At 68.9% G+C, this 25497-nt stretch carries 22 protein-coding genes; 6 read left to right on the forward strand and 16 right to left on the reverse strand.

Annotation, left to right across the window (positions count from 1 at the left end; all coding sequences use genetic code 11):
• Positions 1-103 precede the first annotated feature (103 nt).
• The 4 genes from glgX (at position 104) to AC07PU_RS42260 (ending at position 7699) form a co-directional block, all read left to right on the forward strand.
• Positions 104-2230 carry a glycogen debranching protein GlgX gene (gene glgX, locus AC07PU_RS42245; RefSeq protein WP_495323649.1) on the forward strand — a complete coding sequence of 709 codons (2127 nt, stop codon included), beginning with the start codon at positions 104-106 and terminating at the stop codon, positions 2228-2230.
• A gap of 101 nt (positions 2231-2331) precedes the next feature.
• A complete protein-coding gene (gene glgC, locus AC07PU_RS42250; protein ID WP_495323650.1) occupies positions 2332-3660 on the forward strand; it encodes a glucose-1-phosphate adenylyltransferase in 1329 nt (442 codons plus the stop codon).
• A gap of 8 nt (positions 3661-3668) precedes the next feature.
• Positions 3669-5168, forward strand: a complete 1500-nt coding sequence (gene glgA, locus AC07PU_RS42255) for a glycogen synthase GlgA (protein WP_495323651.1) — start codon at positions 3669-3671, stop codon at positions 5166-5168.
• Between the two features lie 47 nt (positions 5169-5215).
• Entirely contained in the window at positions 5216-7699 is a 2484-nt protein-coding gene (locus AC07PU_RS42260; RefSeq protein WP_495323652.1) for a glycogen/starch/alpha-glucan phosphorylase, read from the forward strand.
• A gap of 18 nt (positions 7700-7717) precedes the next feature.
• Here the strand turns inward: AC07PU_RS42260 and AC07PU_RS42265 are convergent, their stop codons facing one another.
• The 4 genes from AC07PU_RS42265 to AC07PU_RS42280 all read right to left on the reverse strand — a co-directional run bounded on the left by AC07PU_RS42265 (position 7718) and on the right by AC07PU_RS42280 (position 10441).
• Positions 7718-8185 (reverse strand): ExbD/TolR family protein, encoded by a 468-nt coding sequence (locus AC07PU_RS42265; RefSeq protein WP_296775226.1) that lies wholly within the window; start codon positions 8183-8185, stop codon positions 7718-7720.
• Between the two features lie 13 nt (positions 8186-8198).
• Positions 8199-8906, reverse strand: a complete 708-nt coding sequence (locus tag AC07PU_RS42270; RefSeq protein WP_093350503.1) for a MotA/TolQ/ExbB proton channel family protein — start codon at positions 8904-8906, stop codon at positions 8199-8201.
• A gap of 28 nt (positions 8907-8934) precedes the next feature.
• On the reverse strand, positions 8935-9774 hold the full coding sequence (gene dapB / locus AC07PU_RS42275) for a 4-hydroxy-tetrahydrodipicolinate reductase (protein ID WP_395349154.1): 840 nt from the start codon (positions 9772-9774) through the stop codon (positions 8935-8937).
• Between the two features lie 103 nt (positions 9775-9877).
• Entirely contained in the window at positions 9878-10441 is a 564-nt protein-coding gene (locus tag AC07PU_RS42280) for an outer membrane protein assembly factor BamE (RefSeq protein WP_093350499.1), read from the reverse strand.
• Between the two features lie 87 nt (positions 10442-10528).
• On the opposite strand from AC07PU_RS42280, the gene fur reads away from it, so the two are divergent.
• On the forward strand, positions 10529-10948 hold the full coding sequence (gene fur, locus AC07PU_RS42285) for a ferric iron uptake transcriptional regulator (RefSeq protein WP_057593829.1): 420 nt from the start codon (positions 10529-10531) through the stop codon (positions 10946-10948).
• 1 nt (position 10949) lies between these two features.
• On the opposite strand, the gene hprK is transcribed toward fur, so the two are convergent.
• The 4 genes from hprK to AC07PU_RS42305 all read right to left on the reverse strand — a co-directional run bounded on the left by hprK (position 10950) and on the right by AC07PU_RS42305 (position 15493).
• The gene (hprK, locus tag AC07PU_RS42290) at positions 10950-11909 is read right to left on the reverse strand and encodes an HPr(Ser) kinase/phosphatase (protein ID WP_057593828.1); all 960 of its coding nucleotides are present in this window, start codon (positions 11907-11909) and stop codon (positions 10950-10952) included.
• 98 nt (positions 11910-12007) lie between these two features.
• Positions 12008-12475, reverse strand: a complete 468-nt coding sequence (locus AC07PU_RS42295; protein WP_057593827.1) for a PTS sugar transporter subunit IIA — start codon at positions 12473-12475, stop codon at positions 12008-12010.
• Between the two features lie 209 nt (positions 12476-12684).
• Positions 12685-13014: a ribosome hibernation-promoting factor, HPF/YfiA family gene (gene hpf / locus AC07PU_RS42300; RefSeq protein WP_093246312.1), complete on the reverse strand. Its 330-nt coding sequence runs from the start codon at positions 13012-13014 to the stop codon at positions 12685-12687.
• A 346-nt stretch (positions 13015-13360) separates the two neighbouring features.
• Positions 13361-15493 (reverse strand): ATP-dependent helicase, encoded by a 2133-nt coding sequence (locus AC07PU_RS42305; protein ID WP_495323653.1) that lies wholly within the window; start codon positions 15491-15493, stop codon positions 13361-13363.
• Between the two features lie 230 nt (positions 15494-15723).
• On the opposite strand from AC07PU_RS42305, the gene corA reads away from it, so the two are divergent.
• Positions 15724-16710: a magnesium/cobalt transporter CorA gene (gene corA, locus AC07PU_RS42310; RefSeq protein WP_057593823.1), complete on the forward strand. Its 987-nt coding sequence runs from the start codon at positions 15724-15726 to the stop codon at positions 16708-16710.
• On the opposite strand, the gene AC07PU_RS42315 is transcribed toward corA, so the two are convergent.
• The 8 genes from AC07PU_RS42315 to AC07PU_RS42350 all read right to left on the reverse strand — a co-directional run.
• On the reverse strand, positions 16703-17446 hold the full coding sequence (locus AC07PU_RS42315; protein WP_495323659.1) for a 5'-methylthioadenosine/adenosylhomocysteine nucleosidase: 744 nt from the start codon (positions 17444-17446) through the stop codon (positions 16703-16705). The genes corA and AC07PU_RS42315 overlap by 8 nt on opposite strands.
• Positions 17447-17485: 39 nt before the next feature.
• Positions 17486-19117, reverse strand: a complete 1632-nt coding sequence (locus AC07PU_RS42320) for an ABC transporter substrate-binding protein (protein WP_093350493.1) — start codon at positions 19115-19117, stop codon at positions 17486-17488.
• Positions 19118-19161: 44 nt separating this feature from the next.
• Positions 19162-20199 carry a dipeptide ABC transporter ATP-binding protein gene (locus AC07PU_RS42325; protein WP_495323654.1) on the reverse strand — a complete coding sequence of 346 codons (1038 nt, stop codon included), beginning with the start codon at positions 20197-20199 and terminating at the stop codon, positions 19162-19164.
• Complete coding sequence (locus AC07PU_RS42330) at positions 20196-21233, reverse strand: ABC transporter ATP-binding protein (protein ID WP_495323655.1); 1038 nt, start codon at positions 21231-21233, stop codon at positions 20196-20198. The genes AC07PU_RS42325 and AC07PU_RS42330 overlap by 4 nt, the downstream gene beginning before the upstream one ends.
• 17 nt (positions 21234-21250) lie before the next feature.
• The gene (locus tag AC07PU_RS42335) at positions 21251-22159 is read right to left on the reverse strand and encodes an ABC transporter permease subunit (protein WP_495323656.1); all 909 of its coding nucleotides are present in this window, start codon (positions 22157-22159) and stop codon (positions 21251-21253) included.
• A 4-nt stretch (positions 22160-22163) separates the two neighbouring features.
• Positions 22164-23168, reverse strand: coding sequence for an ABC transporter permease subunit (locus AC07PU_RS42340; RefSeq protein ID WP_431511224.1), 1005 nt, complete (start codon positions 23166-23168; stop codon positions 22164-22166).
• A 50-nt stretch (positions 23169-23218) separates the two neighbouring features.
• The gene (locus tag AC07PU_RS42345) at positions 23219-24898 is read right to left on the reverse strand and encodes a long-chain-fatty-acid--CoA ligase (protein WP_495323657.1); all 1680 of its coding nucleotides are present in this window, start codon (positions 24896-24898) and stop codon (positions 23219-23221) included.
• Between the two features lie 104 nt (positions 24899-25002).
• Positions 25003-25497: NAD(P)(+) transhydrogenase (Re/Si-specific) subunit beta (locus AC07PU_RS42350; RefSeq protein WP_495323658.1), on the reverse strand; the 495-nt coding region annotated here is incomplete at its 5' end.

A 25497-nucleotide genomic window follows, 5' to 3' on the forward strand; every position in this document is an offset into this window, starting at 1 on the left:
GCCTTTTCTTTGGTTACTTTCTTTTGGCGAAGCAAAAGAAAGTGACTCGCCCGCCGGGGCGAGACCCGGCCAACAGCTTCAGCAAGAGAAAGCCTCAACCATCGTGCTGAACCCAGGAACGCCGTACCCCCTAGGCGCCACAGCAACCCAAGCAGGCGTCAACTTCGCCCTGGCAGCACCAGCAGCCGAAAAGGTAGAACTCTGCCTATTCGACCCCACAGGCACCCACGAACAGCAACGACTCTCGCTCCCCGAGTTCACAGACGGCATCTGGCACGGCCAACTCCCCAGCGCCCGCCCCGGCCTCGTCTACGCCTACCGCGTCCACGGCCCCTGGTCCCCAAGCCAAGGCCACCGCTTCAACCCCTCGAAGCTGCTGCTCGACCCCTACGCCCGCGAGATCGTCGGACGCTACGACGGCAGCGACCTCTTCCACGGCCACGCCGCCGCAGACCCGACGCAGCGCGACACACGAGACAACGCCAGCATCGCCCTCAAGGCCCGCGTGGTGCCCGCCCCAATCCATCCGAACCCAGGCCACGCCCGCATCCCCCCCACAGACCGCGTGATCTGCGAACTCCACGTCCGCGGCCACACGAAACTGCACCCCGCCGTCCCCGCCCCCCTGCGCGGCAGCTACGCCGCCCTCGCCGAGCCGGCCGTGCTCGACCACCTGCAGCGCCTGGGCGTCACCACGCTGAGCCTGATGCCGGTGCAGCACCGCGCCGACGAGGAACGGCTGCTCGCGATGGGCCTCACGAACTACTGGGGCTACAACACCATCGGCTGGTTCGCGCCCGAGGCGCGTTACTGGAGCGGCCGCCCCGGCACCACGCCGGCCGGCGAATTCCGCGCGCTGGCCGACGCGGTGCATGCGCGCGGCATGGAACTGGTGATCGACGTGGTCTACAACCACAGCGCCGAGAGCGACGAGCTCGGCCCCACGCTGTCGCTGCGCGGCATCGACAACGCCCTCTACTACCACCTGCGCGCCGACGACCGCGCCCTCTACGAGAACTGGGCCGGCACGGGCAACTGCCTGAACCTCGGCGAGCCGCGCGTGCTGCAACTCGTGATGGACAGTCTGCGCTTCTGGGCCGGCGAAATGGGGGTCGATGGCTTCCGCTTCGACCTCGCGCCGGTGCTGGGCCGCGCCACGGCCACGGGCTTCGATCCGCGCGCCCCCTTCTTCGCGGCCATCGCGCAGGATCCGCTGCTGTCGCGCACGCTGCTGATCGCCGAGCCCTGGGACATCGGGCCGGGCGGCTACCGGCTCGGCGAATTCCCGCCGGGCTGGCTCGAATGGAACGACCGCTTCCGCGACACGCAGCGCGGCTTCTGGCTGCGCCAGGACCGCGAGGGGCGCGCCGGCCTCGGCGACTTCGCGCACCGCTTCACGGCCTCGAGCGCGCAGTTCGCGCACGACGGGCGCTCGCCCGCCGCGAGCGTGAACTTCGTGACCGCGCACGATGGCTTCACGCTGCGCGACCTGCTGAGCTACGACACGCGCCACAACGAGGCCAACGGCGAGAACAACCGCGACGGCCATGGCCACAACCTGAGCCGCAACTGCGGCGTGGAAGGCCCGAGCGACGATCCCGCGGTGCGGGCCGAACGGCTGCGGCTGCGGCGCGCGCTGCTGGCCGCGCTGATGCTGTCGCAGGGCACGCCGATGCTTCTGGCCGGCGACGAGATCGGCCACTCGCAACACGGCAACAACAACGCCTACTGCCAGGACAACGAGACCACCTGGCTGCACTGGGTCGGCAGCACCGACCCGGCCGGCGAGCCGGCGCAGTTGAGCGCCTTCGTGGCGCGGCTGGCCGCGCTGCGGCGCGCGGCACCGGTGCTGCGCAGCACGCGCTGGTGGCCGGCCGATCCCGCGCCGGGCACGGCCGGCATCCGCTGGCTGCGGCCCGACGGCGCACCGATGCAGCCGCCGAACTGGGAAGGCGGCACGGCCCTTGCAATCCTGTTCGGCAGCCTGGAGGCAGGCACCGCCAAGGAGACACCGACATCGACCACCACCCCAGCGACACCGAAGGCAGCGCCGGCCTGGCTGCTGCTCGTGAACGCGGGCGCGCAGGCGCAGCCGTTCCGCCTGCCGCCCGGCGCCTGGCATGGCGTCCTCGCCAGCGACCCCGCCATCGACCCGGGCCCCGAGCCCTCGGCCGTGAACGTTGCCGAGGTCGCGATACCGCCCTCGAGCCTCTGGATTGCAAGAACGTAGGAGCCTGCGCCGCGCGGCGGTGCTAGTGTGCAAGGGCCCGAGCGGGCACAGGCACACACAGAAACTCTGACGACACACGAACGAACGAACGGAGACACAGGATGGATCACAAGACACCCGCGGCCGCCCCCGGCACGCCGCTGCAATCGCACCAGCTCGTGCGCCGCACCATCGCGCTGGTGCTGGCCGGCGGACGCGGCTCCCGGCTCAAGCAGCTGACCGACCGGCGCGCCAAGCCGGCCGTGTATTTCGGCGGCAAGTTCCGCATCATCGATTTCGCGCTCTCCAACTGCCTCAACTCGGGCATCCGGCGCATGGCGGTGGTCACGCAGTACAAGTCGCATTCGCTGATGCGCCACCTGCAGCGCGGCTGGAGCTTCCTGCGCGCCGAGCTCAACGAGATGGTCGACGTGCTGCCCGCGCAGCAGCGCATGGGCGACGAGCACTGGTACCGCGGCACGGCCGACGCGGTCTACCAGAACCTCGACATCATCCAGACCCGCTCCACGCCGCACGACTACGTGGTGGTGCTCGCGGGCGACCACATCTACAAGATGGACTACTCGATCATGGTCAAGGACCATGCCGAGAGCGGCGCCGGCTGCACCGTGGGCTGCATCGAGGTGCCGCGCATGGAGGCCACGGCCTTCGGCGTGATGGCGATCGACGACAACCGCCGCATCACCAGCTTCCTCGAGAAGCCGGCCGACCCGCCCGCGATGCCCGGCCACCCCGACGTGGCGCTGGCCAGCATGGGCATCTACGTGTTCGATTCGGCCTACCTCTACAAGCTGCTCGAGGAAGACAGCCGCGACCCGAACTCCAGCCACGACTTCGGCAAGGACATCATCCCGCGCGCGGTGGCCGAGGGCCGGGCGCTCGCGCATCCGTTCGGCATGTCCTGCGTCACGCGCGCCTCGCGCGGGCCGGGCGCCAAGGCCTACTGGCGCGACGTGGGCACGATTGATGCATTCTGGGCGGCGAACCTCGACCTCGCGTCGATCACCCCGGAGCTGGACATCTATGACACCGACTGGCCCATCTGGACCTACCAGCGGCAGCTGCCTCCGGCCAAGTTCGTGCTCGACCGCGACGGCCGCCACGGCATGACGGTCAACACCATCGTCTCGGGCGGCTGCATCGTCTCGGGCTCGCAGGTCAGCAGCTCGGTGCTGTTCTCGGGCGTGCGCATCCACTCGTTCTGCACCGTCCACGAGGCGGTGCTGCTGCCCGACGTGGAGGTCGGGCGCGGCTGCCGGCTCAGCCGGGTGGTGATCGACCGCGCCTGCGTGATCCCCGACGAGATGGTGATCGGCGAGGACGCCGAGGCCGATGTCGCGCGCTTCGAGCGCACCGAAACGGGCGTGGTGCTGGTCACGCGCGAAATGCTCAAGCGGCTGGCGGAGCGCTCCGCGGCGCCTGCCGCCTGATGCCGCCGATGAGAGTCCTCCAGGTCAGCGCCGAACTCTTTCCCCTGCTCAAGACCGGCGGCCTGGCCGACGTCGCCGGCGCGTTGCCGCTCGCGCTGATGGCCGCGGGCCAGGACGCGCGCGTGCTGCTGCCGGGCTTCCCGGCCATCGTGGCGGGCGTGCGCGGGCTCGCGCCGGTCGCCGCTTTTTCGGCGCCCTGGGGCGAACGCTTCGGGCTGCTGCAGGGGCGCATCGAGATCGACGGCGCGCCGCCGATCCCGGCCTACGTGGTCGATGCGCCCGCGCTGTTCGACCGGCCCGGCAATCCCTACGAAGACGCCAACCGCCAGCCCTACGGCGACAACCACCGGCGCTTCGCGCTGCTGGGCTGGGCCGCGGCCCAGCTCGCGCAGGGGCTCGATCCGGCCTGGCTGCCCGAGGTGGTCCATGCGCACGACTGGCACGCGGGGCTCGCGCCGGCCTACATGGCCTTCGCGCGCGGCGCCGACGGGCCGCGCGTGGGCAGCGTCTTCACGGTCCACAACCTCGCCTACCAGGGCCTGTTCGCGCCCTGGCACTTCCCCGAGCTCGGCCTGCCCGCGCCCGCCTTCCAGATGAACGGGCTCGAATACCACGGCCAGCTCTCGTTCATGAAGGGCGGGCTCGCCTATGCCGACCGGCTCACCACCGTGAGCCCGACCTACGCGCGCGAGATCCAGACGCCCGACCAGGGCTGCGGCCTCGACGGCCTGCTGCGCCAGCGCGGCGGCGTGCTCGACGGCATCCTCAACGCGGTCGACGACCAGGTCTGGAACCCGGCCGCCGACCCGGCGCTGGTGCAGGGCTACCAGACGCCCGAGGGCCGCCACATGGCGGGCAAGGCGCGCTGCAAGTCCGTGCTGCAGCACCAGCTCGGGCTGGCCGCGCGGCCCGACGCGCCGCTGTTCATCCTCGTGAGCCGGCTCACCGAGCAGAAGGGGCTGCGCCTGGTGCTGCAGGGCCTCGATGCGCTGCTCGCGCAGGGCGGCCAGCTCGCGCTGCTGGGCAGCGGCGAGGCCTGGCTGGAAGACGCGTTCCGCCAGCGCGCGGCCGCCGCGCCCGACGCGGTCAGCGTCACCATCGGCTACAACGAGACGCTCGCGCACCAGCTCTTCGGCGCGGGCGACGTGACCCTCGTGCCCTCGCTGTTCGAGCCCTGCGGCCTGACGCAGATGTACGGCCTCAAGTACGGCAGCCTGCCGCTGGTGCGCCGCGTCGGCGGGCTGGCCGACACGGTGGTCGACTGCACGCTCGAGGACATGGCCAGCGGCGAGGCCACCGGCTTCGTGTTCGACCGTTTCGACTCGGCGGACTACGATCGCGCGGTGCGCCGCGCCTTCGCGCTCCACCAGCGCGCGCCCGACTGGCGGCGCGTGCGCGGCCATGCGATGCGGCGCCCCGCCGACTGGGCCACCGCGGCCGCGCAGTACGTGGCCGTGTACCGGCAGGCGCTGGCCGCGGCCCAGGCACCGACGCCCCTGCCCCACTGAAGAAGGCCCGGGGCATCCGTTCAACCCGCACACAAGACACACCCACCATGACGATCGAAGACTTCGCCTACGACCATCCCGACCGCGATGTCGCGGCCTTCAAGCGCGCCGTGGCCAACAAGCTGATCTACGCGGTCGGCAAGGACCCCGTGGCCGCGAGCCAGGACGACTGGCTCTACGCCACCGCGCTCGCGGTGCGCGACCAATTGGTGGAACGCTGGATGGCGACCACGCGCGCCAACTACGCGCAGGACCTCAAGCGCGTGTACTACCTGTCGATGGAGTTCCTGATCGGGCGCACCTTCACCAATGCGCTGCTCGCGGTCGACCTCCACGCCACCGTGCGCGACGCGCTGGCCGACTTCGGCGTCGACATGGAGGCGCTGTCCGAGCGTGAGCCCGACGCGGCGCTCGGCAACGGCGGCCTCGGCCGGCTCGCGGCCTGCTTCCTCGACTCGATGGCGACGCTCGGCGTGCCGGGCATGGGCTACGGCATCCGCTACGAATACGGCATGTTCCGCCAGCGCATCGTCGACGGCCAGCAGGTGGAGACGCCCGACTACTGGCTCACGCGTGGCAACCCCTGGGAATTCAAGCGGCCCGAGGTCAACTACCGCGTGCGCTTCGGCGGCCGCGTGCAGAAACGCGAAGGCACCAACGCGCCCTACGGCGCGGCCGACTGGGTCGACACCCACGACGTGCGCGCCGTGGCCTACGACACCATCATCCCGGGCTACGGCACGCAGGCCACCAACACGTTGCGCCTGTGGTCGGCGCGCGCCACCGAGGAGATCGACCTCTCGGCCTTCAACCGCGGCAACTACATGGCGGCGGTGGAGAGCAAGAACCACTCGGAGAACGTCTCGCGCGTGCTCTACCCCGACGACTCCACGCCCTCGGGCCGCGAGCTGCGGCTGCACCAGGAGTACTTCTTCTGCAGCGCCAGCGTGCAGGATCTGCTGCGGCGCTACCTGCGCAACCACACCAGCTTCGACCGGCTCTCGGAGAAGGTCAGCATCCACCTCAACGACACCCACCCGGTGCTCGCGGTGCCCGAGCTGATGCGCCTGCTGCTCGACGAGCACGGCCTGCCCTGGGACACGGCCTGGGCCCACACGCAGAAGGTGTTCAGCTACACCAACCACACGCTGATGCACGAGGCGCTCGAGACCTGGCCGGTCGAGATGCTCGGGCGCATCCTGCCGCGCCACCTGCAGATCATCTACGACATCAACGCGCGCTTCCTCGCCGCCGTGACGCAGACGCACGGCAACGACGTCGAGCTGATGCGCCGCCTCTCGCTGGTCGACGAGGCCGGCGAGCGCCGCGTGCGCATGGCCTACGTGGCGGTGCTCGCGAGCCACTCGATCAACGGCGTGTCGGGGCTGCACTCGGAGTTGATGAAGCAGTCGATCTTCGCGGACTTCGCGAAGATCTTTCCCGAGCGTTTCAACAACAAGACCAACGGCGTCACGCCGCGGCGCTGGCTCGCGCAGGCCAACCCGCCGCTGGCCGCGCTGCTCGACCAGCGGCTGGGCAAGGGCTGGCGGCGCGACCTCTCGCAGCTCGAGGCGCTGCGGCCGATGGCGGCGCAGCCGCCCTTCGTGCGCGCCTTCCGCCACGCCAAGCGCGAGAACAAGCTGCGGCTGGCCAACTGGATCGAGCAGCACATGAACATCGTGGTCGACACCGACGCGATGTTCGACGTGCAGGTCAAGCGCATCCACGAGTACAAGCGCCAGCTGCTCAACGTGTTGCACGTGATCGCACGCTACCACCGCATCCTCGACGCCCAGGCCGCGGGCGGCAGCGTCGACATCGTGCCGCGCGTGGTCGTGTTCGCGGGCAAGGCCGCCTCGGCCTACGTGATGGCCAAGCAGGTGATCCGGCTGATCAACGACGTGGCGGCCACCATCAATGCCGACGCGCGCGTGGGCAAGCTGCTGAAGGTGGTGTTCCTGCCCAACTACAGCGTGAGCCTGGCCGAGATCATCATGCCGGCGGCCGACCTGTCGGAGCAGATCTCCACGGCCGGCACCGAGGCCTCGGGCACCGGCAACATGAAGTTCGCGCTCAACGGCGCGCTGACCATCGGCACGCTCGACGGCGCCAACGTCGAGATGCGCGAGAACGTCGGCCCCGAGAACATCTTCATCTTCGGCAACACCACGCCCGAGGTGGCCGAGATCCGCGCGCGCGGCTACCAGCCGCGCGACATCTACGACGGGAACGAGGAGCTGCGGCGCGTGCTCGACGCGATCCGCGACGGCGCCTTCTCGGCGGCCGAACCGGCGCGCTACCAGGGCATCTACGACGCGCTCGTGAACTGGGGCGACCACTACCTGCTGCTGGCCGACTACGCGAGCTACGTCGCGAAGCAGGCCGAGGTCGATGCGCTCTACCGCGACGCCGATGCCTGGACGCGCACCGCGATCCTCAACGTGGCGGGCATGGGTGCCTTCTCGTCGGACCGCACGATCGCCCAGTACGCGCACGACATCTGGCAGACCAAGCCGGTGGTGCTGGGCTGAGCCCGGCGCCGGGCGGCTTCAGCGCGGCGTCGTCGGCGGCGGCGCCTCGGTGACGAAGCCGATCCGGCTCAGGCCCGCCTTGTTGGCGATGCCCATCAGGGCCACCACGCGGCCGTAGGGCACGGTCTGGTCGGCGCGCAGCTGGACCTCGGTGTCCTTGCTGTCGGCGGCGGCCTTCTCGAGGCGGGTCGCGAGTTCCTCGTCGGTCACGGGCTGGTCGTTGAGGAAGGCCTTGCCCGCCGGGTCGACCGACAGGCTCACGAACTTCGGCGTGTCGTTGGGCTGGCCGGCATCGGTCTGCGGCAGGTCGAGCTTGATCGAGCTGGCCATCAGCGGCGCCGTGATGATGAAGATCACCAGCAGCACCAGCATCACGTCGACCAGCGGCGTGACATTGATGTCGGACAGCGGCCGCTGGCCGCCGGCACCGGTGGCACGGCCACCGCCGGCGGAACTGCTGCCGAGCGAGGTGCGTCCGAAGGCCATGGGGCGAAGCGGTTCAGACCGGCATCGGCCGCGCGGGCGGCGGCGGAGCCGGCACCGCCGCGGGCGCTTCGCCGAAGCTGCCGAGCAGGTCGTGGGCGAAGCCTTCGAGCTCGGCCTCGACGCGGCCGATGACGCGGCCGAAGACGTTGTAGGCCAGCACGGCCGGGATCGCCACCGCGAGGCCGAAGGCGGTCATCACGAGTGCCTCGCCGACCGGTCCGGCCACCTTGTCGATGGTGAAGCCGCCGGCCTGGCCCGCGATGCCCACGAGCGCGCCGTAGATGCCCCAGACCGTGCCGAGCAGACCGACGAAGGGCGCCGTGGCGCCGACCGTGGCGAGCAGGATCTGCCCGGCCTGCAGCCGGCGCAGAGCACCGTGCAGCGCCTCGCGCAGCACGCGCGTGAGTCGCTGGTTGCGGTCGCCCGCGGCGCCGAGGGTGGCGGCGTCTTGCGCCTGGGAGGCCGCGGCCTGGCGCAGCGCCGCGACCGTGGGCAGCACCAGCGCCGAACGGTCGAAGGCCTGCAGCCGCTGTTCGGCTTCAGCGAGGCTGGTCGACTGCCAGAAGGCCGCGATGCTGCGCAGCACGTCGCGCGTGCCGCCGCGCAGCAGCCAGCCCTTCCAGAGGATCACGACCCAGCTCGAAATCGACATCGCGAGCAGCAGCGCGGCCACCGAGCGGCTGACGCCGTCGCCGTGGGTCAGCAGTTCGAGGACGCTCATCGTCGGGGATGGCGGAGGAAGGCCGGGCTCAGCGCAGGCCGAGCACGTCGAACATGTCGAACAGGCCGGCGCGCTGGTCGGCCAGGAAGCGCACCGCGCGCAGGCTGCCCTGCGCGTAGTTGGCGCGGCTCGAGGACTTGTGGGCGATCTCGATGCGCTCGCCGGTACCGGCGAACAGCACCGTGTGGTCGCCGACGATGTCGCCGCCGCGCACGGTGGCGAAGCCGATGGTCGACGGATCGCGCTCGCCGGTCACGCCTTCGCGGCCGTAGACCGCGCATTCCTTGAGGTCGCGGCCCAGCGCGTCGGCGATGACCTCGCCCATCTTGAGCGCGGTGCCCGAGGGGGCGTCGATCTTATGGCGGTGGTGGGCCTCGACGATCTCGATGTCGTAGCCGGTGGACAGCGCCTTGGCCGCCATTTCGAGCAGCTTGAAGGTGACGTTGACGCCCACGCTCATGTTGGGCGCCATGACGATCGCGATGTCCTTGGCGATCTCGGCGATCTCGGCCTTCTGCGCGTCGCTGAAGCCGGTGGTGCCGATCACGGCCTGCACACCGAGTTCGCGGCAGACGGCCAGGTGGGCCATCGTGCCCTCGGGGCGGGTGAAGTCGATCAGCACCTGGGCGTCCTGCAGGCCCGCGCGCAGGTCGGCGGCGATGGCCACGCCGCTGGCGAAGCCGAGGAAGGCGCCCGCGTCGCTGCCGATGGCGGGGCTGGCGGCCACGTCGAGCGCGCCGGCCAGGCGGCAGTCGGGGGTGTTGCGAACCGCCTCGATCAGCATGCGGCCCATGCGGCCCGACGCGCCGGCGACGGCAACCCGGCGCGCGGCCGGCGTGGAGGAGGTGGTAGTGTTGGAGTCGGTCACGCGGATTCGGGCTTGCTTGCCGTCAGGGGACGGTGGAGACGGTGGGTGATGGAACCGCGCCGCCCCGCCAAGCCAGGTTCGGCGCGCCGGCCGGGCGCCGCTTTTAGCGCGCGGCCTCGAGCGGCGGGTAGGCGGCCGGCAGCGGGGGCAGCGTGGCGGGCGCCTTGCTCTCGGTGTCGGTGGCTTTCCGGTCGCCCTTGGGGTCGAACTTCTTGAGTTCTTCTTCCGTGGCCTCGAGCGGCGGCACCTTGCCGGTCTTCTTGCGGGTGTCGAGCGTGGCGACGAATTCTTCCTCGCTCGGCATCTCGCCGCCTTCCCAGCGCTCGAGCTGCTCGCCGTTGAAGAAGACGGTGAAGCGGCGCTCCTGCGGCTCCACGCCCTGGCGCCGGATCGTGAAGACGTAGTCCCAGCGGTTCGAATGGAAGATGTCGGTGAGCAGCGAGGTGCCGAGGATCTCGCGCACCTGCTGGCGCGACATGCCCGTCTTGAGCGCCGCGACCTGTTCCTTGGACACGAAGTTGCCCTGGACCACCTCGACCTTGTAGGGGGTGACGGCCGACAGCGCGCCACGCGAGCGCTCGCTGAAACCGCTGCAGGCACCGAGGCCCAGGGTGACGGCAACGGCCGCAGCCAGCAGCCAGGGACGGCGTTGGAAAATGGCAGGCATTGGGGGAAAAGGGGGTAGCGATATGATCGGCCATTGTAGCGGCTGGCCCCTCCGGGGCCTTTGGCTGCCCAGGGCGCAGGAACCATCATGGCCAACATCGACGAACTCAAGAACACCGGCCTCAAGGCCACCCTGCCGCGGCTGAAGATTCTGGAAATCTTCCAGACCGGCGGCCAACGCCACATGACCGCCGAGGACGTGTTCCGGGTGCTGCTCAACGAGCATTCCGACATCGGCCTGGCCACCGTCTACCGGGTGCTCACCCAGTTCGAGCAGGCCGGCATCCTCGAGCGCAGCCATTTCGAGAGCGGCAAGGCCGTCTACGAACTCAACGAAGGCACGCACCACGACCACCTGATCTGCACCGCCTGCGGCAAGGTCGAGGAGTTCTACGACGCCGAGATCGAGCGCCGCCAGCAGCTGGTGGCCAAGGACAAGGGCTGGATCCTGCAGGACCACGCCATGTCGCTCTACGGCTTGTGCGGCGACTGCGTCAAGAAGCGCTGAGCTAGTCCGCGTCGCGCGCGCTTTCCATCGCCTTGTGGTGGCGCGCCACGAAATCGGCATAGGTGTCGATGCCGCGCAGCTGCAGGATCGAATTGCGCACCGCGGCCTCGACCAGCACGGCGATGTTGCGACCCGCCACCACCTGGATGATGACCTTGCGCACCGGGATGCCCAGCACGTCCTGCGTGAGCGGCGTCGAGGGCATGCGCTCGTAGTCGCGCTCGAAGCTGTCGCGCCGCACCAGGTGCACGATGAGCTTGAGCCGCATCTTCCTCCGCACCGCCGTCTCGCCGAAGATCGCGCGGATGTCGAGCAGGCCGATGCCGCGCACCTCGAGCAGGTTGAGCAGCAGGTCGGGACAGCGGCCCTCGATGGTGTTCTGGTTGATGCGGTAGAGGTCGACCGCGTCGTCGGCCACCAGGCCGTTGCCGCGCGAGATCAGCTCGAGGCCGAGTTCGCTCTTCCCGAGGCCCGACTCGCCCGTGATCATCACGCCCATGCCCAGGATGTCCATGAACACGCCGTGCATCGAGGTGCGCTCGGCGAAGTGCTTGGACAGGTAGGCGCGCAGCAGGTCGATCACGAAGGCCGAGGACTCACGCGTGGCGAACAGCGGCAGCTGGGCGCGCTCGCAGATCGACAGCAGTTCGTCGGGCGCGGCCTGGCCGTCGGCCAGCACCAGCATCGGTGGCTCGAGCGTGACGATGCGGGCGATGCGCCGTGCGGTGTCCTCGGGGCTGCCGCGCGTCAGGTAGGCGACCTCGCGCGCGCCGAGGATCTGCACGCGGTACGGATGGATGTAGTTGAGGTAGCCGACCAGGTCGGCGGCCGACTGGGCGCGGCTGATGACCTCGGGATCGAACTGGCGCTCGGACGCGCCGAGTCCCGCGAGCCATTCCCAGCGCAGCGAGCCGCGGAACTCCTCGAACATGGCATCGGCGCTGATGACGGTCGGCTTCATGCGTTCAGGGCGCGGCGCGCGGCACCGCTTCGGAAGTGAGGGGGACGGGAAGAAGGGCAGCGCAGCTTAGCAGCAGCCACGCCCCGCGAGCCATGGGCTCAGGCGACTTGCGTGGAGTGCCAGCCGGCGATCAGGCCGTGCAGCGCGGCCGCGTCGGTGCTCGACTTGATCTGCTCGCGCAGGCCGGCGTCGCTCAGCAGCTCGGCGATCTCGGAGAGGATTTCGAGGTGCTTCTGTGTGGCGGCTTCGGGCACCAGCAGGAAGATCAGCAGGCCGACGGGTTGTTCGTCGGGGGCATCGAAGCCGATCGGGTTCGCGAGCTGGAACACCGCGGCCATCGGCGCCTTGAGGCCCTTGATGCGGCCATGCGGAATGGCGACGCCATGACCGAGGCCGGTGGAGCCGAGGCGCTCGCGCGCGAAGAGGCTGTCGGTGATCAGGGCGCGGCCCAGCCCGTGAAGGCTTTCGAACAGCAAGCCGGCTTCCTCGAAAGCACGCTTCTTGCTGGTGGCGTCAACGCTCACAAGCACTTGAGCGGGCGGCAGGATGGACGCGAGACGATTCATGGTGGGTCAGAGCGGGGGCGATTATGCACCTGCTTGGTAAAAACCCCCACTCCGCTTATCTACTTTCTGGTTACATGTTGCCCGCAGGCCTCGCTTCCCTCGACAGAGGCCCTTCAAACCCTTGATGGGCAGTCGGAAAAGCCCATGAAAAAGCCGCCCGGAGGCGGCTTCGAGAGTCTCCGGCGCGACAGCCGGAAATCCGCTGGGTCTTACATCAGGCGCTTGGGCGCGCTGTGGTGATGGTCCTGCAGGCGGTCCTTGTGGCGCACCACCTGGCGGTCGAGCTTGTCGACCAGTTCATCGACCGCGGCATAGAGATCAGCGTGGCTCGACTCCGCGAACATGTCATTGCCCTTGACGTGGATGTTGCACTCGGCCCGTTGCCGGCGTTCCTTTTCCTTCTGCTTTTCCACCGTGAGGATCACCTTCACGTCGACCACCTGGTCGAAATGTCGGGTGATCCGGTCCAGCTTGCTCGTGACGTAGGTGCGCAAGGCAGGGGTGACGTCGAGGTGATGACCGCTGATCGTCAAATTCATGAATGACCTCCTGGAATTGACGGTTGGGGAAATGACCATCGCTGCGGATACAGCGCGGCCGGCGAAAACGGTTGTGGGGCTGGGAGAAGAAAGGGGGAGAGGGGGAAGAGAGAGGGGGTGCGGGAGAGGAGAAGGTCGATTCACTATGCCCAAGCTGTCACGGTATTGCAATACCGGGGGATGCCCGGATGACGCACCGGCGGACCGCGTCGCATGCTCAGCTATTTCTTCCATAGCAGGCCCCAGCGGCCCCGCATGCTGCGGGCCGCGTTGCGAACCATTGCTGCCGCGCCCATCTTTCGCGGCCACCCGCGCATGACCCTGCTGAAGAAAGGGCCGGGCTTGCTCAGCGCCAGGCGGCGCGCATCCGGTTGCGCAGGTCGATCACCGCGGCCGGCGGCGGCACTGCCGGCGCGCGCGGCGGCGGGGGTGGCCAGGTCTGAGCCTCGAAGCGTGCGAGGTCGGCATCGGGAATGAAGCGGCTGCGGTTGGCGTAGAGATGCCGGTCGCCGCGCGCGGCCTGCTGCGGGATGTAGAAGCGCTGCGGCACCAGCAGGTGCAGGTGGTCGCGGGCCCGGGTCATGGCGACGTAGAGCAGGCGCCGCTCCTCCTCGAGCTCCTGCGCGCTCTGCGCCACGTCGGCCGGCATGCAGCCGTCGACCACGTTGAGCACGTGGACCGAATTCCACTCCTGCCCCTTGGCCGAATGGATGGTCGAGAGGATCAGGTAGTCCTCGTCGAGCAGCGGCGGCCCCGGCCGGTCGCTGGTGGCCTCGGGCGGATCGAGCGTGAGCTCGGTGAGGAAGCGTTCGCGCGAGGCGTAGCCCGAGGCCATGTGCACCAGCTGCTCGACGTCGCCGCGGCGCGTGCCCGCGGTGTCGTCGTAGAGCCGCTCGAGGTGCGGCAGGTACCAGTCCATCGCGATGCCCACGTCGGCCGGCCAGGCCAGCGACGGCGCGCGCAGCGCGGCATAGGCCTCGGCGAAGGCGGCCCATTCGGCGCGCGCGGCGCTCGGCGGCACGAAGTCGCGCAGGGCGACGGCCGGATCGGCCGCCTGGTCCATCGCGTCGAGCAGCTTCGCGCTGGTGGCCGGCCCGATGCCCGGGATCAGCTGCGTGACGCGAAAGCCCGCCATGCGCCCGCGCGGGTTCTGCGCGAAGCGCAGCACCGCGAGCAGGTCCTTGACGTGCGAGGCCTCGAGGAACTTGAGCCCGCCGTACTTCACGAACGGGATGTTGCGGCGCGCCAGCTCGAGCTCGAGCGGCGCGCTGTGGCTCGAGGTGCGGAACAGCACCGCCTGCGACTTGAGCGCGAGCCCGCCCTCGCGGTGCGCGAGCACCTTGTCGGCCACCCAGCAGGCCTGCTGGGATTCGTCGGGCACGCGCACGATCTGCGGCCGCCCGGCCGAGGGCTTGTCGGTCCACAGCGTCTTGGCATGGCGCTCGGCCGCATGCGCGATGCACGCGTTCGACACGTCGAGGATCGGCTGGGTGGAGCGGTAGTTGCGCTCCAGCGTGACCACGCGCGCCGGCCGCGAGAACTGCGAGGGGAAGTCGAGGATGTTGCGCACCGTCGCGCCGCGGAACGAATAGATCGACTGCGCATCGTCGCCCACCACGGTCACGCCCCGGCCGTCGGGCTTGAGCGCGAGCAGGATCGCGGCCTGCAGCAGGTTGGTGTCCTGGTACTCGTCGACCAGCACGTGGTCGAAGCGCGCGCCCAGGTGCTGCGCCAGCGTGGGCTCCTCCATCATGCCGGCCCAGTAGAGCAGCAGGTCGTCGTAGTCGAGCACGTTCTGCTGCTGCTTGGCCTCGACGTAGGCGCCGAACAGCTGCTGCAGCTCGACGCCCCATTCGGCGCACCACGGGAAGGACTGCTTCAACACCGACTCGAGCGGCGCGCGCGTGTTCACGCAGCGCGAATAGATCGACAGGCAGGTGCCCTTGTGCGGAAAGCGGCGCGCACTCGACGAGAAGCCGAGCTCGTGCCGCGCCAGCCCCATCAGGTCCTCGGCATCGCCGCGATCGTGGATGGTGAAGTTGTCGTCCAGCCCGATCTGCGCGGCGTACTCGCGCAGCAGCCGCGCGCCGATGCCGTGGAAGGTGCCGGCCCAGGGCAGCGCGGGCGCGGTGTGGGCCTGCAGCCCCAGCACGCGCGCGAGCACCTGGCCGGCACGCTGCGCCATTTCCTGCGCGGCGCGGCGCGAGAAGGTCAAAAGCAGCAGGCGCTGCGGGTCGACCCCGCGCGCGATCAGGTGCGCCACCCGGTGCGCCAGCGTGCTGGTCTTGCCCGAGCCGGCGCCGGCGATGACGAGCAAGGGCCCTGCATCGGCCGCGTCCGGCGCGCCACCGGCCAGCGCCTCCACCCCGTGCTCGACCGCCGCGCGCTGCTCGTCGTTGAGGCTGGCGAGGGCGGCCGCGAGGCGCTCGGCCTGGGTCGCCGGCGGGCTGGAAAGGACGGGGGACACGGCGCTCGGCATGGGCGCCACTCTACTGGATGTTCGTCCAGTCCAGCCAACTCTGCGCTCATTCGCCGATGACATAATCGCGCCTCGCTGCAACTGGAGACCGCATCGTGGAAACCGCCCCGTCTCGGCAGCTTTCAACTCCCGGCTGAGTCCGGCCGACCGGGTCCGGGATTTGAAAGCGCCCCCTTTCTCGCCCCCCGCCCGTCCGCCCCATCGCCCCAGCCATTTCACGGGAGTGAGCCATGCTCAATATCTTCACGCTCGCCAACGGCCGCCTCGTCCAGGAAGAGATCGAGGCCCTCGAGGAGCTCTCCCGCTTCCAGCCGATCTGGGTCGACCTCGAATCGCCCACGCTCGAGGAGAAGCGCTGGATCAAGCAGTACTACGGCCTCTCGATCCCCGAGGACGCGATGGACGAGGACATCGAGGAATCGGCGCGCTTCTATGAAGAGGACAACGGCGAGCTCCACATCCGCAGCGACTTCCTGATCGACGACGACGAAGCCCCGCGCGCGGTGCGCGTCGCGTTCATCCTCAACCAGCACAACACCGACCTGCGCAGCCGCGGCGTGCTGTTCTCGATCCACGACGAGGACGTGCCCGTGTTCCGCCTGCTGCGCATGCGCGCGCGCCGCGCACCGGGGCTGATCGAGGACGCGAAGGAAGTGATGCTCAAGCTCTTCGACGCCGACGCCGAGTACTCGGCCGACTCGCTCGAGAACATCTACGACGAGCTCGAGGCCGCCAGCAAGAAGGTGCTCTCGGGCAACGTCAGCGACGAGCTCGCGGGCGAGGTGCTGGGCGCCATCGCGCGCCAGGAAGACCTGAACGGGCGCATCCGCCGCAACGTGATGGACACGCGCCGCGCGGTCAGCTTCATGATGCGCAGCAAGATGCTCAATGCCGAGCAGTTCGAGGAAGCGCGGCAGATCCTGCGCGACATCGAATCGCTCGACAACCACACGGCCTTCCTGTTCGACAAGATCAACTTCCTGATGGATGCGACCGTCGGTTTCATCAACATCAACCAGAACAAGACGATCAAGATCTTCTCGGTGGCCAGCGTCGCGCTGCTGCCGCCGACCCTGATCGCGAGCATCTACGGCATGAACTTCAAGTTCATGCCCGAGCTCGACTGGGCCATGGGCTATCCCTACGCCATCGTGCTGATGGCCGCGAGCGCGCTGGTGCCGATGTGGTACTTCCGCCGGCGCGGCTGGCTCAAGTAGCGGAAGAAGAAGGCTGGGCGGCGAGCCAGGCGCCGACCAGCGCGAGGCTGTAGCGGCTCGCGACCTCGGCGACGAAGCGCGCGAAGTCGCCATGGGCCGCGTCGTCGGCACGGTCCGAGATCGTGCGCATCGCGGCGAAGGGCACGCCGTAGTCGTGGCACACCTGCGCCACCGCCGCGCCTTCCATCTCCACCGCCAGCGCATCGGGTAGCGCGCGGCGCAGCGCCTCGCTTTCGGCCGCTGTCGCGACGAAGCGGTCGCCACTGATCAGCAGGCCGCGATGCACGGTCGGCGAACGCAGGCCGAACTCGTCGACGGCGCCCTGCCCCACCAGGGCCACGGGATCGCGCAAGGTCTGCTCGGCCACGGCCGCCAGCGCATCGCCGATCGCCGCATCGGCCTTGAAACGCGAGATCCCCATCAAGGGCACTTCGTATGTCGGAAAGAGCGGCGAGGCGTCCATGTCGTGCTGCAACAGCTCGGTCGCCACCACCACGTCGCCGACCTCGACGCCCGGCGCGAGCCCGCCCGCCACACCGCTGAAGACGATGGCGCGCACGCCGAAGCGCTCGAGCAGCAGCGTGGCCGTCACCGCGGCCGCGACCTTGCCGATGCGCGACAGCACCGCGACCACGGGCTGGCCCTGCAGGTGGCCGACCCAGAAGTCGCGGCCCGCGACGCGCACGCGCTGCTCGTCGGGCATCAGCGCGAGGAGCGCTTTCAGCTCCTCGTGCATCGCCGCGACGATCGCGATGGGTGCGGTGGCCCCCACCGCTTACTTGATGTCCACGCCGTAGAAGGTGTGGCGGCCGAAGGGGCTGAGCTTGAAGTCGATCACTTCCTTGCGCACCGGCTTGAGCTGAACCGCGTGCGCGATGGTGAACCACGGCGCCTGCTCCTTGAAGATGACTTGCGCCTTCTTGTAGAGCGCGTCGCGGTCGGCCTGCTTGGTCGCGCTCTTGGCCTTGACCACGATGTCCTCGTAGGGCTGGTAGCAGAACTTCGAGATGTTGCTGCCGCTCGCCGACTTGGCCGAGGCGCAGCCCAGCAGCGTATAGAGGAAGTTGTCGGGGTCGCCGTTGTCGCCGGTCCAGCCCAGCATGCCCATCTGGTGCTCGCCGGCCTGCAGCCGCTTGCGGTACTCGCCCCATTCGAAGCTCTTGATCTCGGCCTTGACGTTGATCTTGGCGAGGTCGGCCTGCATCAGCTCGGCGATGCGCTTGGCGTTCGGGTTGTAGGGCCGCTGCACCGGCATCGCCCACAGGTCGGTCGAGAAGCCGTCGGGGAAGCCGGCCTGCGCCAGCAGCTTCTTCGCGGCTTCGGGATCGTAGGGGTCGTCCTTCACCGCATCGTTGTAGGACCACATGGTCGGCGGGATCGGGTTCTTCGCGGCCACGCCGGTCGAGAGGTAGACGCCGTCGATGATCGCCTTCTTGTTGATCGCCATGTTGATGGCCTTGCGCACGCGCACGTCGTCGAAGGGCTTTTTGGTCGTGTTGTACGAGAGGTAGCCGACGTTCAGGCCCGGCTGCTCGAGCACCTGCACGTTCGGGTCCTTGCGGATCGCATCGAGGTCGGCCGGGTTCGGATAAGGCATGACGTGGCATTCGCCCTTCTGCAGCTTGGCCCAGCGCACCGAGGCGTCGGGCGTGATCGCGAACACCAGGTCGTCGATCTTGGCCTTGCCGCCCCAGTACTGCGGGAAGGCCTTGAAGCGGATGACCGCGTCCTTCTGGTACTGCACGAGATAGAACGGGCCGGTGCCGATCGGGTCCTGGTCGACCTTCTCGGGCGTGCCGGCCTTGAGCATCGCGATTGCGTACTCCTTCGACTGGATGCCCGCGTACTGCATCGCGAGATTGGCGAGGAACGGCGCCTCGGCCTGGTTGAGCGTGATCTTCACCGTGTAGTCGTCGATGCGGTCCACCGACTTCAGCAGCTTGGGCATGCCCATGTCGTTGAAGTAGGAGTGGTTCTGGCTCGTGACCTTGAAGAAGGGATCGCTCTCCTTCCACTGGCGGTCGATCATGAAGATGAAGTCGTCGGCGTTGAAGTCGCGCGTGGGCTTGAAGCTCTTGCTCGTGGTGTGCCACTTCACGCCCTTGCGCAGGTGGAAGGTGTAGACCGTGCCATCGGCCGAGATGTCCCACTTCTCGGCCAGGCCCGGCACGACCTTGGTGCCGCCGCGCTCGAACTCGACGATGGTGTTGTAGACCTGCGTGGTCACGTCGAACGAGGTGCCGGTGGTGTTCATGCCCGGATAGAAGTTCTCGGGGCTGCCCTCGGAGCAGTAGACCAGCGTCTTGGCCGACACCGCGCCGCAGGCCAGGGTCAGCGCCGCGATCGCCACGGGTGCCAGCAGCGCCAGCCGTCGTGCGCGGCGCGGGAGGAAGGAACGGTTCGTCATGGGAACTCCTTGAGACACGGGTTGGAGAAAACGGAAAGCGGGTTTCAGGGATTCATCGCGACGGGTGCGATGAACGGCGGTGCCGACGGCAAATCGGCGCGCACCACCGGCGCGCCTTCGAGAAAACGCTCGGCGTAGTGGCAGGCGACGCGACGCTGGTCGAGCTCGCGCAGCACGGGCCGCTCGTCGCGGCAGCGCTGCGTGACATGCGGGCAGCGCGTGCTGAAGACGCAGCCCGGCGGCGGCGACAGCGGCGACGGCAGCTCACCCTTGAGCACGATGCGCTGGCTGCTGAGGCCCGGCGTGGAGGCCAGCAGCGCCTGCGTGTAGGGATGCAGCGGACGCTCGAAGATGCGCGCCTTCGGGCCCTGCTCCACCGCATGGCCGAGGTACATCACGAGCACGTCGTGCGCGATGTGGCGCACCACGCCGAGGTCGTGCGAGATGAACAGGTAGGCCAGGCCGAGCTCGGCCTGCAAGTCGGCCAGCAGGTTCAGCACCTGGGCCTGGATCGACACGTCGAGCGCCGACACCGGCTCGTCGGCCACCACCAGCCGCGGCTCGAGCATCAGCGCGCGCGCGATCGCGATGCGCTGGCGCTGGCCGCCCGAGAACATGTGCGGATAGCGGTTGGCATGCTCGGGCCGCAGGCCCACGCGCGCGAGCATCTCGCGCGCCTTGGCGGCACGCTCGGCCTTGCCGAGCGTGGTGTTGATCGCGAGCGGATCCTCGAGCACCGCCGCGACCTTCTTGCGCGGATTGAGCGAGCCGTAGGGGTTCTGGAACACCAGCTGCACCGCCTGGCGCAGTTCGCGGCGCCGCTCGGACGGCGGGTTCACGGCATCGTGGCCGACCAGCGTGAGCTGGCCCGCCGTCGGCTTCTCGATCAGCGCGACCATGCGCGCGAGCGTCGATTTGCCGCAGCCCGATTCGCCGACCACCGCGAGCGTGCGGCCACGCTCGAGCCGGAACGAGATGTCGCCCACCGCGCGCAGTTGCGCGCTCGGGCGGAACAGGCCGCGGCGCACCTCGTAGATGCGCTGCAGGTTCTTCGCCTCGACCACGATCTCCGCGGCGCTCACGATGCGGCCTCCTCGACGCGCGGCAGGCGCGGCCGGTCGCGCTCGATCGCGGCCATGCGCCCCGGTTCGCCGAGCGGGAAGTGGCAGCGCACCTGCGCGCCGGGCAGCGCCTCGACGCCGCGCAGGGCCGGGCGCACCTGGCAGGCGCGTGTCGTCACGTAGCCGCAGCGCGGCGCGAACAGGCAGCCCGCGGGCCGGTCGTGCACGCCGGGCACCACGCCCGCGATGGTGGCGAGCCGGCCGTCGGGCGGCGCGCGCTCGGGCAGCGCGGCCAGGAGCGCCTCGGTGTAGGGATGCTGCGGCGTCGCGAACAGCCGGTCCACGCGCTGCTGCTCCATCACCTGGCCCGCATACATCACGGCGATGCGTTGCGCCATCTCGCTGACCACGCCCATGTTGTGCGTGATCAGCACCAGCGCCATGCCGCGCTCCTTCTGCAGGTCGCGCAGCAGGTCGAGGATCTGCGCCTGGATCGTGACGTCGAGCGCGGTGGTCGGCTCGTCGGCGATCAAGAGGCGCGGGTTGCAGGCGATCGCCATCGCGATCATCACGCGCTGGTTCATGCCGCCCGAGAGCTGGTGCGGATAGCTCGAGAGGCGCGACGACGCGGCCGGGATGCCGACCTGCTCGAGCAGTTCGGTGGCGCGCTTCCTGGCCGCGCGCCGGTCGAGCCCGAGGTGCAGGCGCAGCGTCTCCATCAACTGGAAGCCGATGGTGAAGCAGGGGTTGAGGCTGGTGGTGGGCTCCTGGAAGATCATCGCGACCTCCTTGCCCACCAGCGCGCGGCGCGCCTTGTCGGAGATGCCGAGCAGGTCGCGGCCCGCGAAGCGCATGTGGTCGGCGCGCACGCGGCCCGGGAAGCCGATCAGCCCCATCAGCGCCATCATGGTCACGCTCTTGCCCGAGCCCGATTCGCCGACGATGCCGAGCACCTCGCCCTCCTCGAGCGAGAGGCTCACGCCGTCGACCGCATGCATCACGCCGCCCTGGGTCGGGAATTCGACGTGCAGATCCTGGATGTCGAGCAAAGGCATCGATGCGTTCCCTTGCTTCAGCGCTTGAGCTTCGGATCGAGCGCGTCGCGCAGACCGTCGCCCAGCAGGTTGAAGGCCAGCACCGCCGCGAGGATCGCGAGGCCGGGAAAGGTCACGACCCACCAGGCGCGCAGCACGAACTCGCGCGCATCGGCCAGCATGGTGCCCCACTCGGGCGAGGGCGGCTGCGCGCCAAGGCCGAGGAAGCCGAGCGCGGCGGCGTCGAGGATGGCGGTCGAGATGCCCAGCGAGGCCTGCACGATCAGCGGCGCCGCGCAGTTGGGCAGCACCTCGCGGAACATCAGGCGCAAGGTGCCGGCGCCGCTGACGCGCGCCGCGGTCACGTAGTCGCGCGAGACCTCGGCGATGACGGCCGCGCGCGTGATGCGCACGTAGTGCGGCAGCACGACGATGGCCACGGCGAGCATCGCGTTGATGAGGCCTGGCCCGAGGATGGCCACGATCACGATCGCGAGCAGCAGGCTCGGCAGCGTGAGGATGATGTCCATCAGCCGCATGATCGCGATCTCGAGCACGCCGCGGAAGAAGCCCGCGACCAGGCCGAGCACCACGCCCACCACCACCGAGATCGCGACCACCGCGACGCCGATCGACAGCGACAGCCGCGCGCCGTACATCAGACGCGAGAGGATGTCGCGGCCGATGGCATCGGTGCCCAGCAGGTAGGTGAGCGAGCCGCCCTGCTGCCAGGCCGGCGGCTGCAGGAACACGGCGCTGTTGGTCTGGTTGGGCGCATGCGGCGCGATCCACGGCGCGAGCAGCGCGACCAGCAGCAGCACGACGATGGTCACGAGGCCGATCACCGCGCCGCGGTTGGCGGAGAACGCGCTCCAGAATTCGCGCCAGGGTCCGGGCGGCGTCGAGGCGACGGGGGCCGCGTTCGCGAGGGTGTGGGTCGATGCCATGGGTTCAGCGCCGGATGCGGGGGTTGATGACGCCGTAGGTCACGTCGACCAGCAGGTTGACCAGCATCACGATGGCGCCGAGCAGCAGCATGCCGCCCTGCAGCACCGGATAGTCGCGCCGGCCGATGGCCTCGATCAGCCATTTGCCGACGCCGGGCCACGAGAAGATGGTCTCGGTGAGGATGGCGCCGGTGAACAGCACGCCCACCTGCAGGCCGATCACCGTGACGACCGGGATCAGCGCATTGCGCAGCGCATGCAGGCCCACCACGCGAAAGCGCGACAGGCCCTTGGCGCGCGCGGTGCGGATGTAGTCCTCGCCGAGCACCTCGAGCATGGCCGAGCGCGTCATGCGCGCGATCACCGCCAGCGGCACCGTGCCCAGCACCACGGCCGGCAGCACGAGGTGATGCAGCGCCGACCAGAAGGCATCGATCTCGCCGGCGCGCAGTGCGTCGAGCAGCAGGAAGCCGGTGTCGGGCTCGACGTAGTACTGCACCGCGATGCGGCCCGAGACCGGCGTCCAACCGAGCTGCACCGAGAAGAAGAGGATGAGCAGCAGGCCCCACCAGAAGATCGGCATCGAGTAGCCGGTGAGCGAGGTGGCCATCACGCCATGGTCGAAGATCGAGTTGCGCCGCACCGCCGCGAGGATGCCCGCCGGCAGGCCCAGCACGAGCGCGAACACGATGGCGCAGACCCCGAGTTCGATGGTCGCGGGAAAGAGCGCGAGGAACTCGTTCATCACCGATTCCTGCGTGATCAGCGACTTGCCGAGGTCGCCGTGCAGCACGCGCGCGATGTAGATGCCGTACTGCACGATCACCGGCTTGTCGAGGCCGTAGGCCGTGAGCAGCTCGGCGTGGCGCGCGGGGTCGATCCCGCGCTCGCCGGCCATGGTCTCGATGGGGTCGCCCGGCACCAGCCGGATGAGGAAGAAGGCAAGCAGCGTCATGCCGAAGAAGGTCGGCACCAGCAAGCTCACGCGCGTGAGTAGGAAGCGAAACATCGACCCGCAATATGCAAGATCGATGCCGCGGCCCCACCCGGGCCGAACCCTTACTTTTTGGCGTCGCGCAACTCTCTGCGCAGGATCTTTCCGACCGGTGTCTTCGGCAAGTCAGTGCGAAACTCTACGATTCGCGGTTGCTTGTAACCCGTAAGGTTTGCTCTGCAGTATTCGCGCACCTGCGCCTCGGTGAGCGACTCGTCCTTCTTCACGATCACGAGCTTCACGGCCTCGCCGGTCTTCTCGTCGTTCACGCCCACGGCCGCGCATTCGAGCACGCCCGGAATCTGTGCGACCACGTCCTCGATCTCGTTCGGGTACACGTTGAAGCCCGACACCAGGATCATGTCCTTCTTGCGATCGACCACCTTGAAGTAGCCGCGCTCGTCGACCACGCCGATGTCGCCGCTCTTGAAGTAGCCGTCGCTGGTCATGACCTTCGCGGTCTCGTCGGGGCGCTGCCAATAGCCGGCCATCACCTGCGGTCCCTTGATCGCGATCTCGCCGGGCTCGCCGAGCGGCACCTCGTTGCCGTTGTCGTCGAGCAGCTTGAGCCAGGTGCTCGGCAGCGGCACGCCGATGGTGCCGGTGTAGGCCTTGCTGTCGGTCGGGTTGCAGGTGGTCGAGGGCGAGGTCTCGGACAGGCCGTAGCCTTCGCAGATCGGGCAGCCGGTCTTCTCGAGCCAGAGCTTCGCGACCGCGGCCTGCACCGCCATGCCGCCGCCCACCGAGACCTTGAGATTCGACCAGTCGACGGTGTTGAAATCGGGATGGTTGGCCAGGCCGTTGAACAGCGTGTTGACCGCGGGGAAGCTGTGGATCGTGTGCTTCGACAGCTCCTTGAGCACCGCGGGCAGGTCGCGCGGATTCGGGATCAGGATCAGCTTGCCGCCCGTGCGCATGCTCAACATCATGCCGACCGTGAACGCGAAGATGTGATACAGCGGCAGCGCGCACACGCTGGTGGGCTGCTGGCCTGCGGGCACCTTGCGCATCACCGGTTCGTTCCAGGCCTCGGACTGCAGCACGTTGGCGATCACGTTGCGATGCAGCAGCACCGCGCCCTTCGACACGCCCGTGGTGCCGCCGGTGTACTGCAGCACCGCGACGTCGTCGGCGCCGATGGCCGGCGCCTGCAGCGTGCGACCCGCGCCCTGGTCGAGCGCGTCGTTGAAGCGCACCGCGCCCGGCAGGTTGAAGGCCGGCACCAGCTTCTTGACGTTGCGCACCACGTAGTTGACGAGCGCGCCCTTGAGGAAGCCGAGGCGGTCGCCCATCGAGGCCAGCACGATGTGCTTGATCGGCGTGGCCGCGATGCACTGCTGCAGCGTGACGCCGAAGTTCTCCATGATGACGATCGCCTTCGCGCCCGAGTCCTTGAGCTGGTGCTCGAGCTCGCGCGGCGTGTACAGCGGATTCACGTTCACGAGGATCAGGCCCGCGCGCAGGATGGCGGCCACCGCGATCGGGTACTGCGGGCAGTTGGGCATCATGGCCGCGACGCGGTCGCCCTTGGCGAGGCCCAGGCCCTGCAGGTAGGCCGCGAAGGCCTTGCTGAGCTTGTCGGTCTCGGCATAGCTCACGTCCTTGCCCATGAAGCTGTAGGCCGTGCGGTCGGCGTACTTCGAGAAGCTCTCTTCCATGAGACCGACCAGCGAGGCGTACTGCGATGGGTCGATGTCGGCAGGCACGCCTTGCGGGTAACTGCTGAGCCAGGGACGATCGGTCATGGATGTGTCTCCTCCGGAGTCGGATTGGGATGAAAACGAAAACGGCGCCTGAGCGGCGCCGTAAGGGTTTGCCCGCAGAGCGCGGGCCGGGACGGAACCTCGGCCTATTCGATGGCCTTGCCCATATCTTCCACTACTTTTTTAGCATCACCAAAGACCATCATGGTCTTGTCCATGTAGAACAGCTCGTTGTCCAGCCCGGCGTAGCCCGCGGCCATGGAGCGCTTGTTCACGATCACCGTCTTGGCCTTGTAGGCCTCCAGGATCGGCATGCCGTAGATCGGGCTGCCCTTGGTATGCGCGGCCGGGTTCACCACGTCGTTGGCACCCAGGATGATCGCCACGTCGGCCTGGCCGAACTCGCCGTTGATGTCCTCCATCTCGAACACCTGGTCGTACGGCACCTCGGCCTCCGCCAGCAGCACGTTCATGTGGCCCGGCATGCGACCGGCCACCGGATGGATCGCGTACTTCACCGTGATCCCCTTCTCGGTGAGCTTGGCCGCGAGCTCCTTGACCGCGTGCTGCGCACGGGCGACGGCCAGGCCGTAGCCCGGCACGATCACCACCGTCTCGGCATTGCCCAGCACGAAGGCCGC

The sequence above is a fragment of the Variovorax sp. GW821-FHT10D07 genome (assembly GCF_059415325.1).

Excerpts from the sequence above, each read along its gene's own strand:
- AC07PU_RS42335 (WP_495323656.1), bottom strand. The coding sequence starts at position 22,159 with ATGGCATCGACCCACACCCTCGCGAACGCGGCCCCCGTCGCCTCGACG.
- AC07PU_RS42315 (WP_495323659.1), bottom strand. The coding sequence starts at position 17,446 with ATGCACGAGGAGCTGAAAGCGCTCCTCGCGCTGATGCCCGACGAGCAG.
- AC07PU_RS42260 (WP_495323652.1), top strand. The coding sequence starts at position 5,216 with ATGACGATCGAAGACTTCGCCTACGACCATCCCGACCGCGATGTCGCG.
- hpf (WP_093246312.1), bottom strand. The coding sequence starts at position 13,014 with ATGAATTTGACGATCAGCGGTCATCACCTCGACGTCACCCCTGCCTTG.
- AC07PU_RS42320 (WP_093350493.1), bottom strand. The coding sequence starts at position 19,117 with ATGACGAACCGTTCCTTCCTCCCGCGCCGCGCACGACGGCTGGCGCTG.
- AC07PU_RS42265 (WP_296775226.1), bottom strand. The coding sequence starts at position 8,185 with ATGGCCTTCGGACGCACCTCGCTCGGCAGCAGTTCCGCCGGCGGTGGC.
- AC07PU_RS42280 (WP_093350499.1), bottom strand. The coding sequence starts at position 10,441 with ATGCCTGCCATTTTCCAACGCCGTCCCTGGCTGCTGGCTGCGGCCGTT.
- glgC (WP_495323650.1), top strand. The coding sequence starts at position 2,332 with ATGGATCACAAGACACCCGCGGCCGCCCCCGGCACGCCGCTGCAATCG.
- AC07PU_RS42340 (WP_431511224.1), bottom strand. The coding sequence starts at position 23,168 with ATGTTTCGCTTCCTACTCACGCGCGTGAGCTTGCTGGTGCCGACCTTC.
- corA (WP_057593823.1), top strand. The coding sequence starts at position 15,724 with ATGCTCAATATCTTCACGCTCGCCAACGGCCGCCTCGTCCAGGAAGAG.
- glgA (WP_495323651.1), top strand. The coding sequence starts at position 3,669 with ATGAGAGTCCTCCAGGTCAGCGCCGAACTCTTTCCCCTGCTCAAGACC.
- AC07PU_RS42330 (WP_495323655.1), bottom strand. The coding sequence starts at position 21,233 with ATGCCTTTGCTCGACATCCAGGATCTGCACGTCGAATTCCCGACCCAG.
- fur (WP_057593829.1), top strand. The coding sequence starts at position 10,529 with ATGGCCAACATCGACGAACTCAAGAACACCGGCCTCAAGGCCACCCTG.
- AC07PU_RS42345 (WP_495323657.1), bottom strand. The coding sequence starts at position 24,898 with ATGACCGATCGTCCCTGGCTCAGCAGTTACCCGCAAGGCGTGCCTGCC.
- AC07PU_RS42295 (WP_057593827.1), bottom strand. The coding sequence starts at position 12,475 with ATGAATCGTCTCGCGTCCATCCTGCCGCCCGCTCAAGTGCTTGTGAGC.
- AC07PU_RS42305 (WP_495323653.1), bottom strand. The coding sequence starts at position 15,493 with ATGCCGAGCGCCGTGTCCCCCGTCCTTTCCAGCCCGCCGGCGACCCAG.
- hprK (WP_057593828.1), bottom strand. The coding sequence starts at position 11,909 with ATGAAGCCGACCGTCATCAGCGCCGATGCCATGTTCGAGGAGTTCCGC.
- AC07PU_RS42270 (WP_093350503.1), bottom strand. The coding sequence starts at position 8,906 with ATGAGCGTCCTCGAACTGCTGACCCACGGCGACGGCGTCAGCCGCTCG.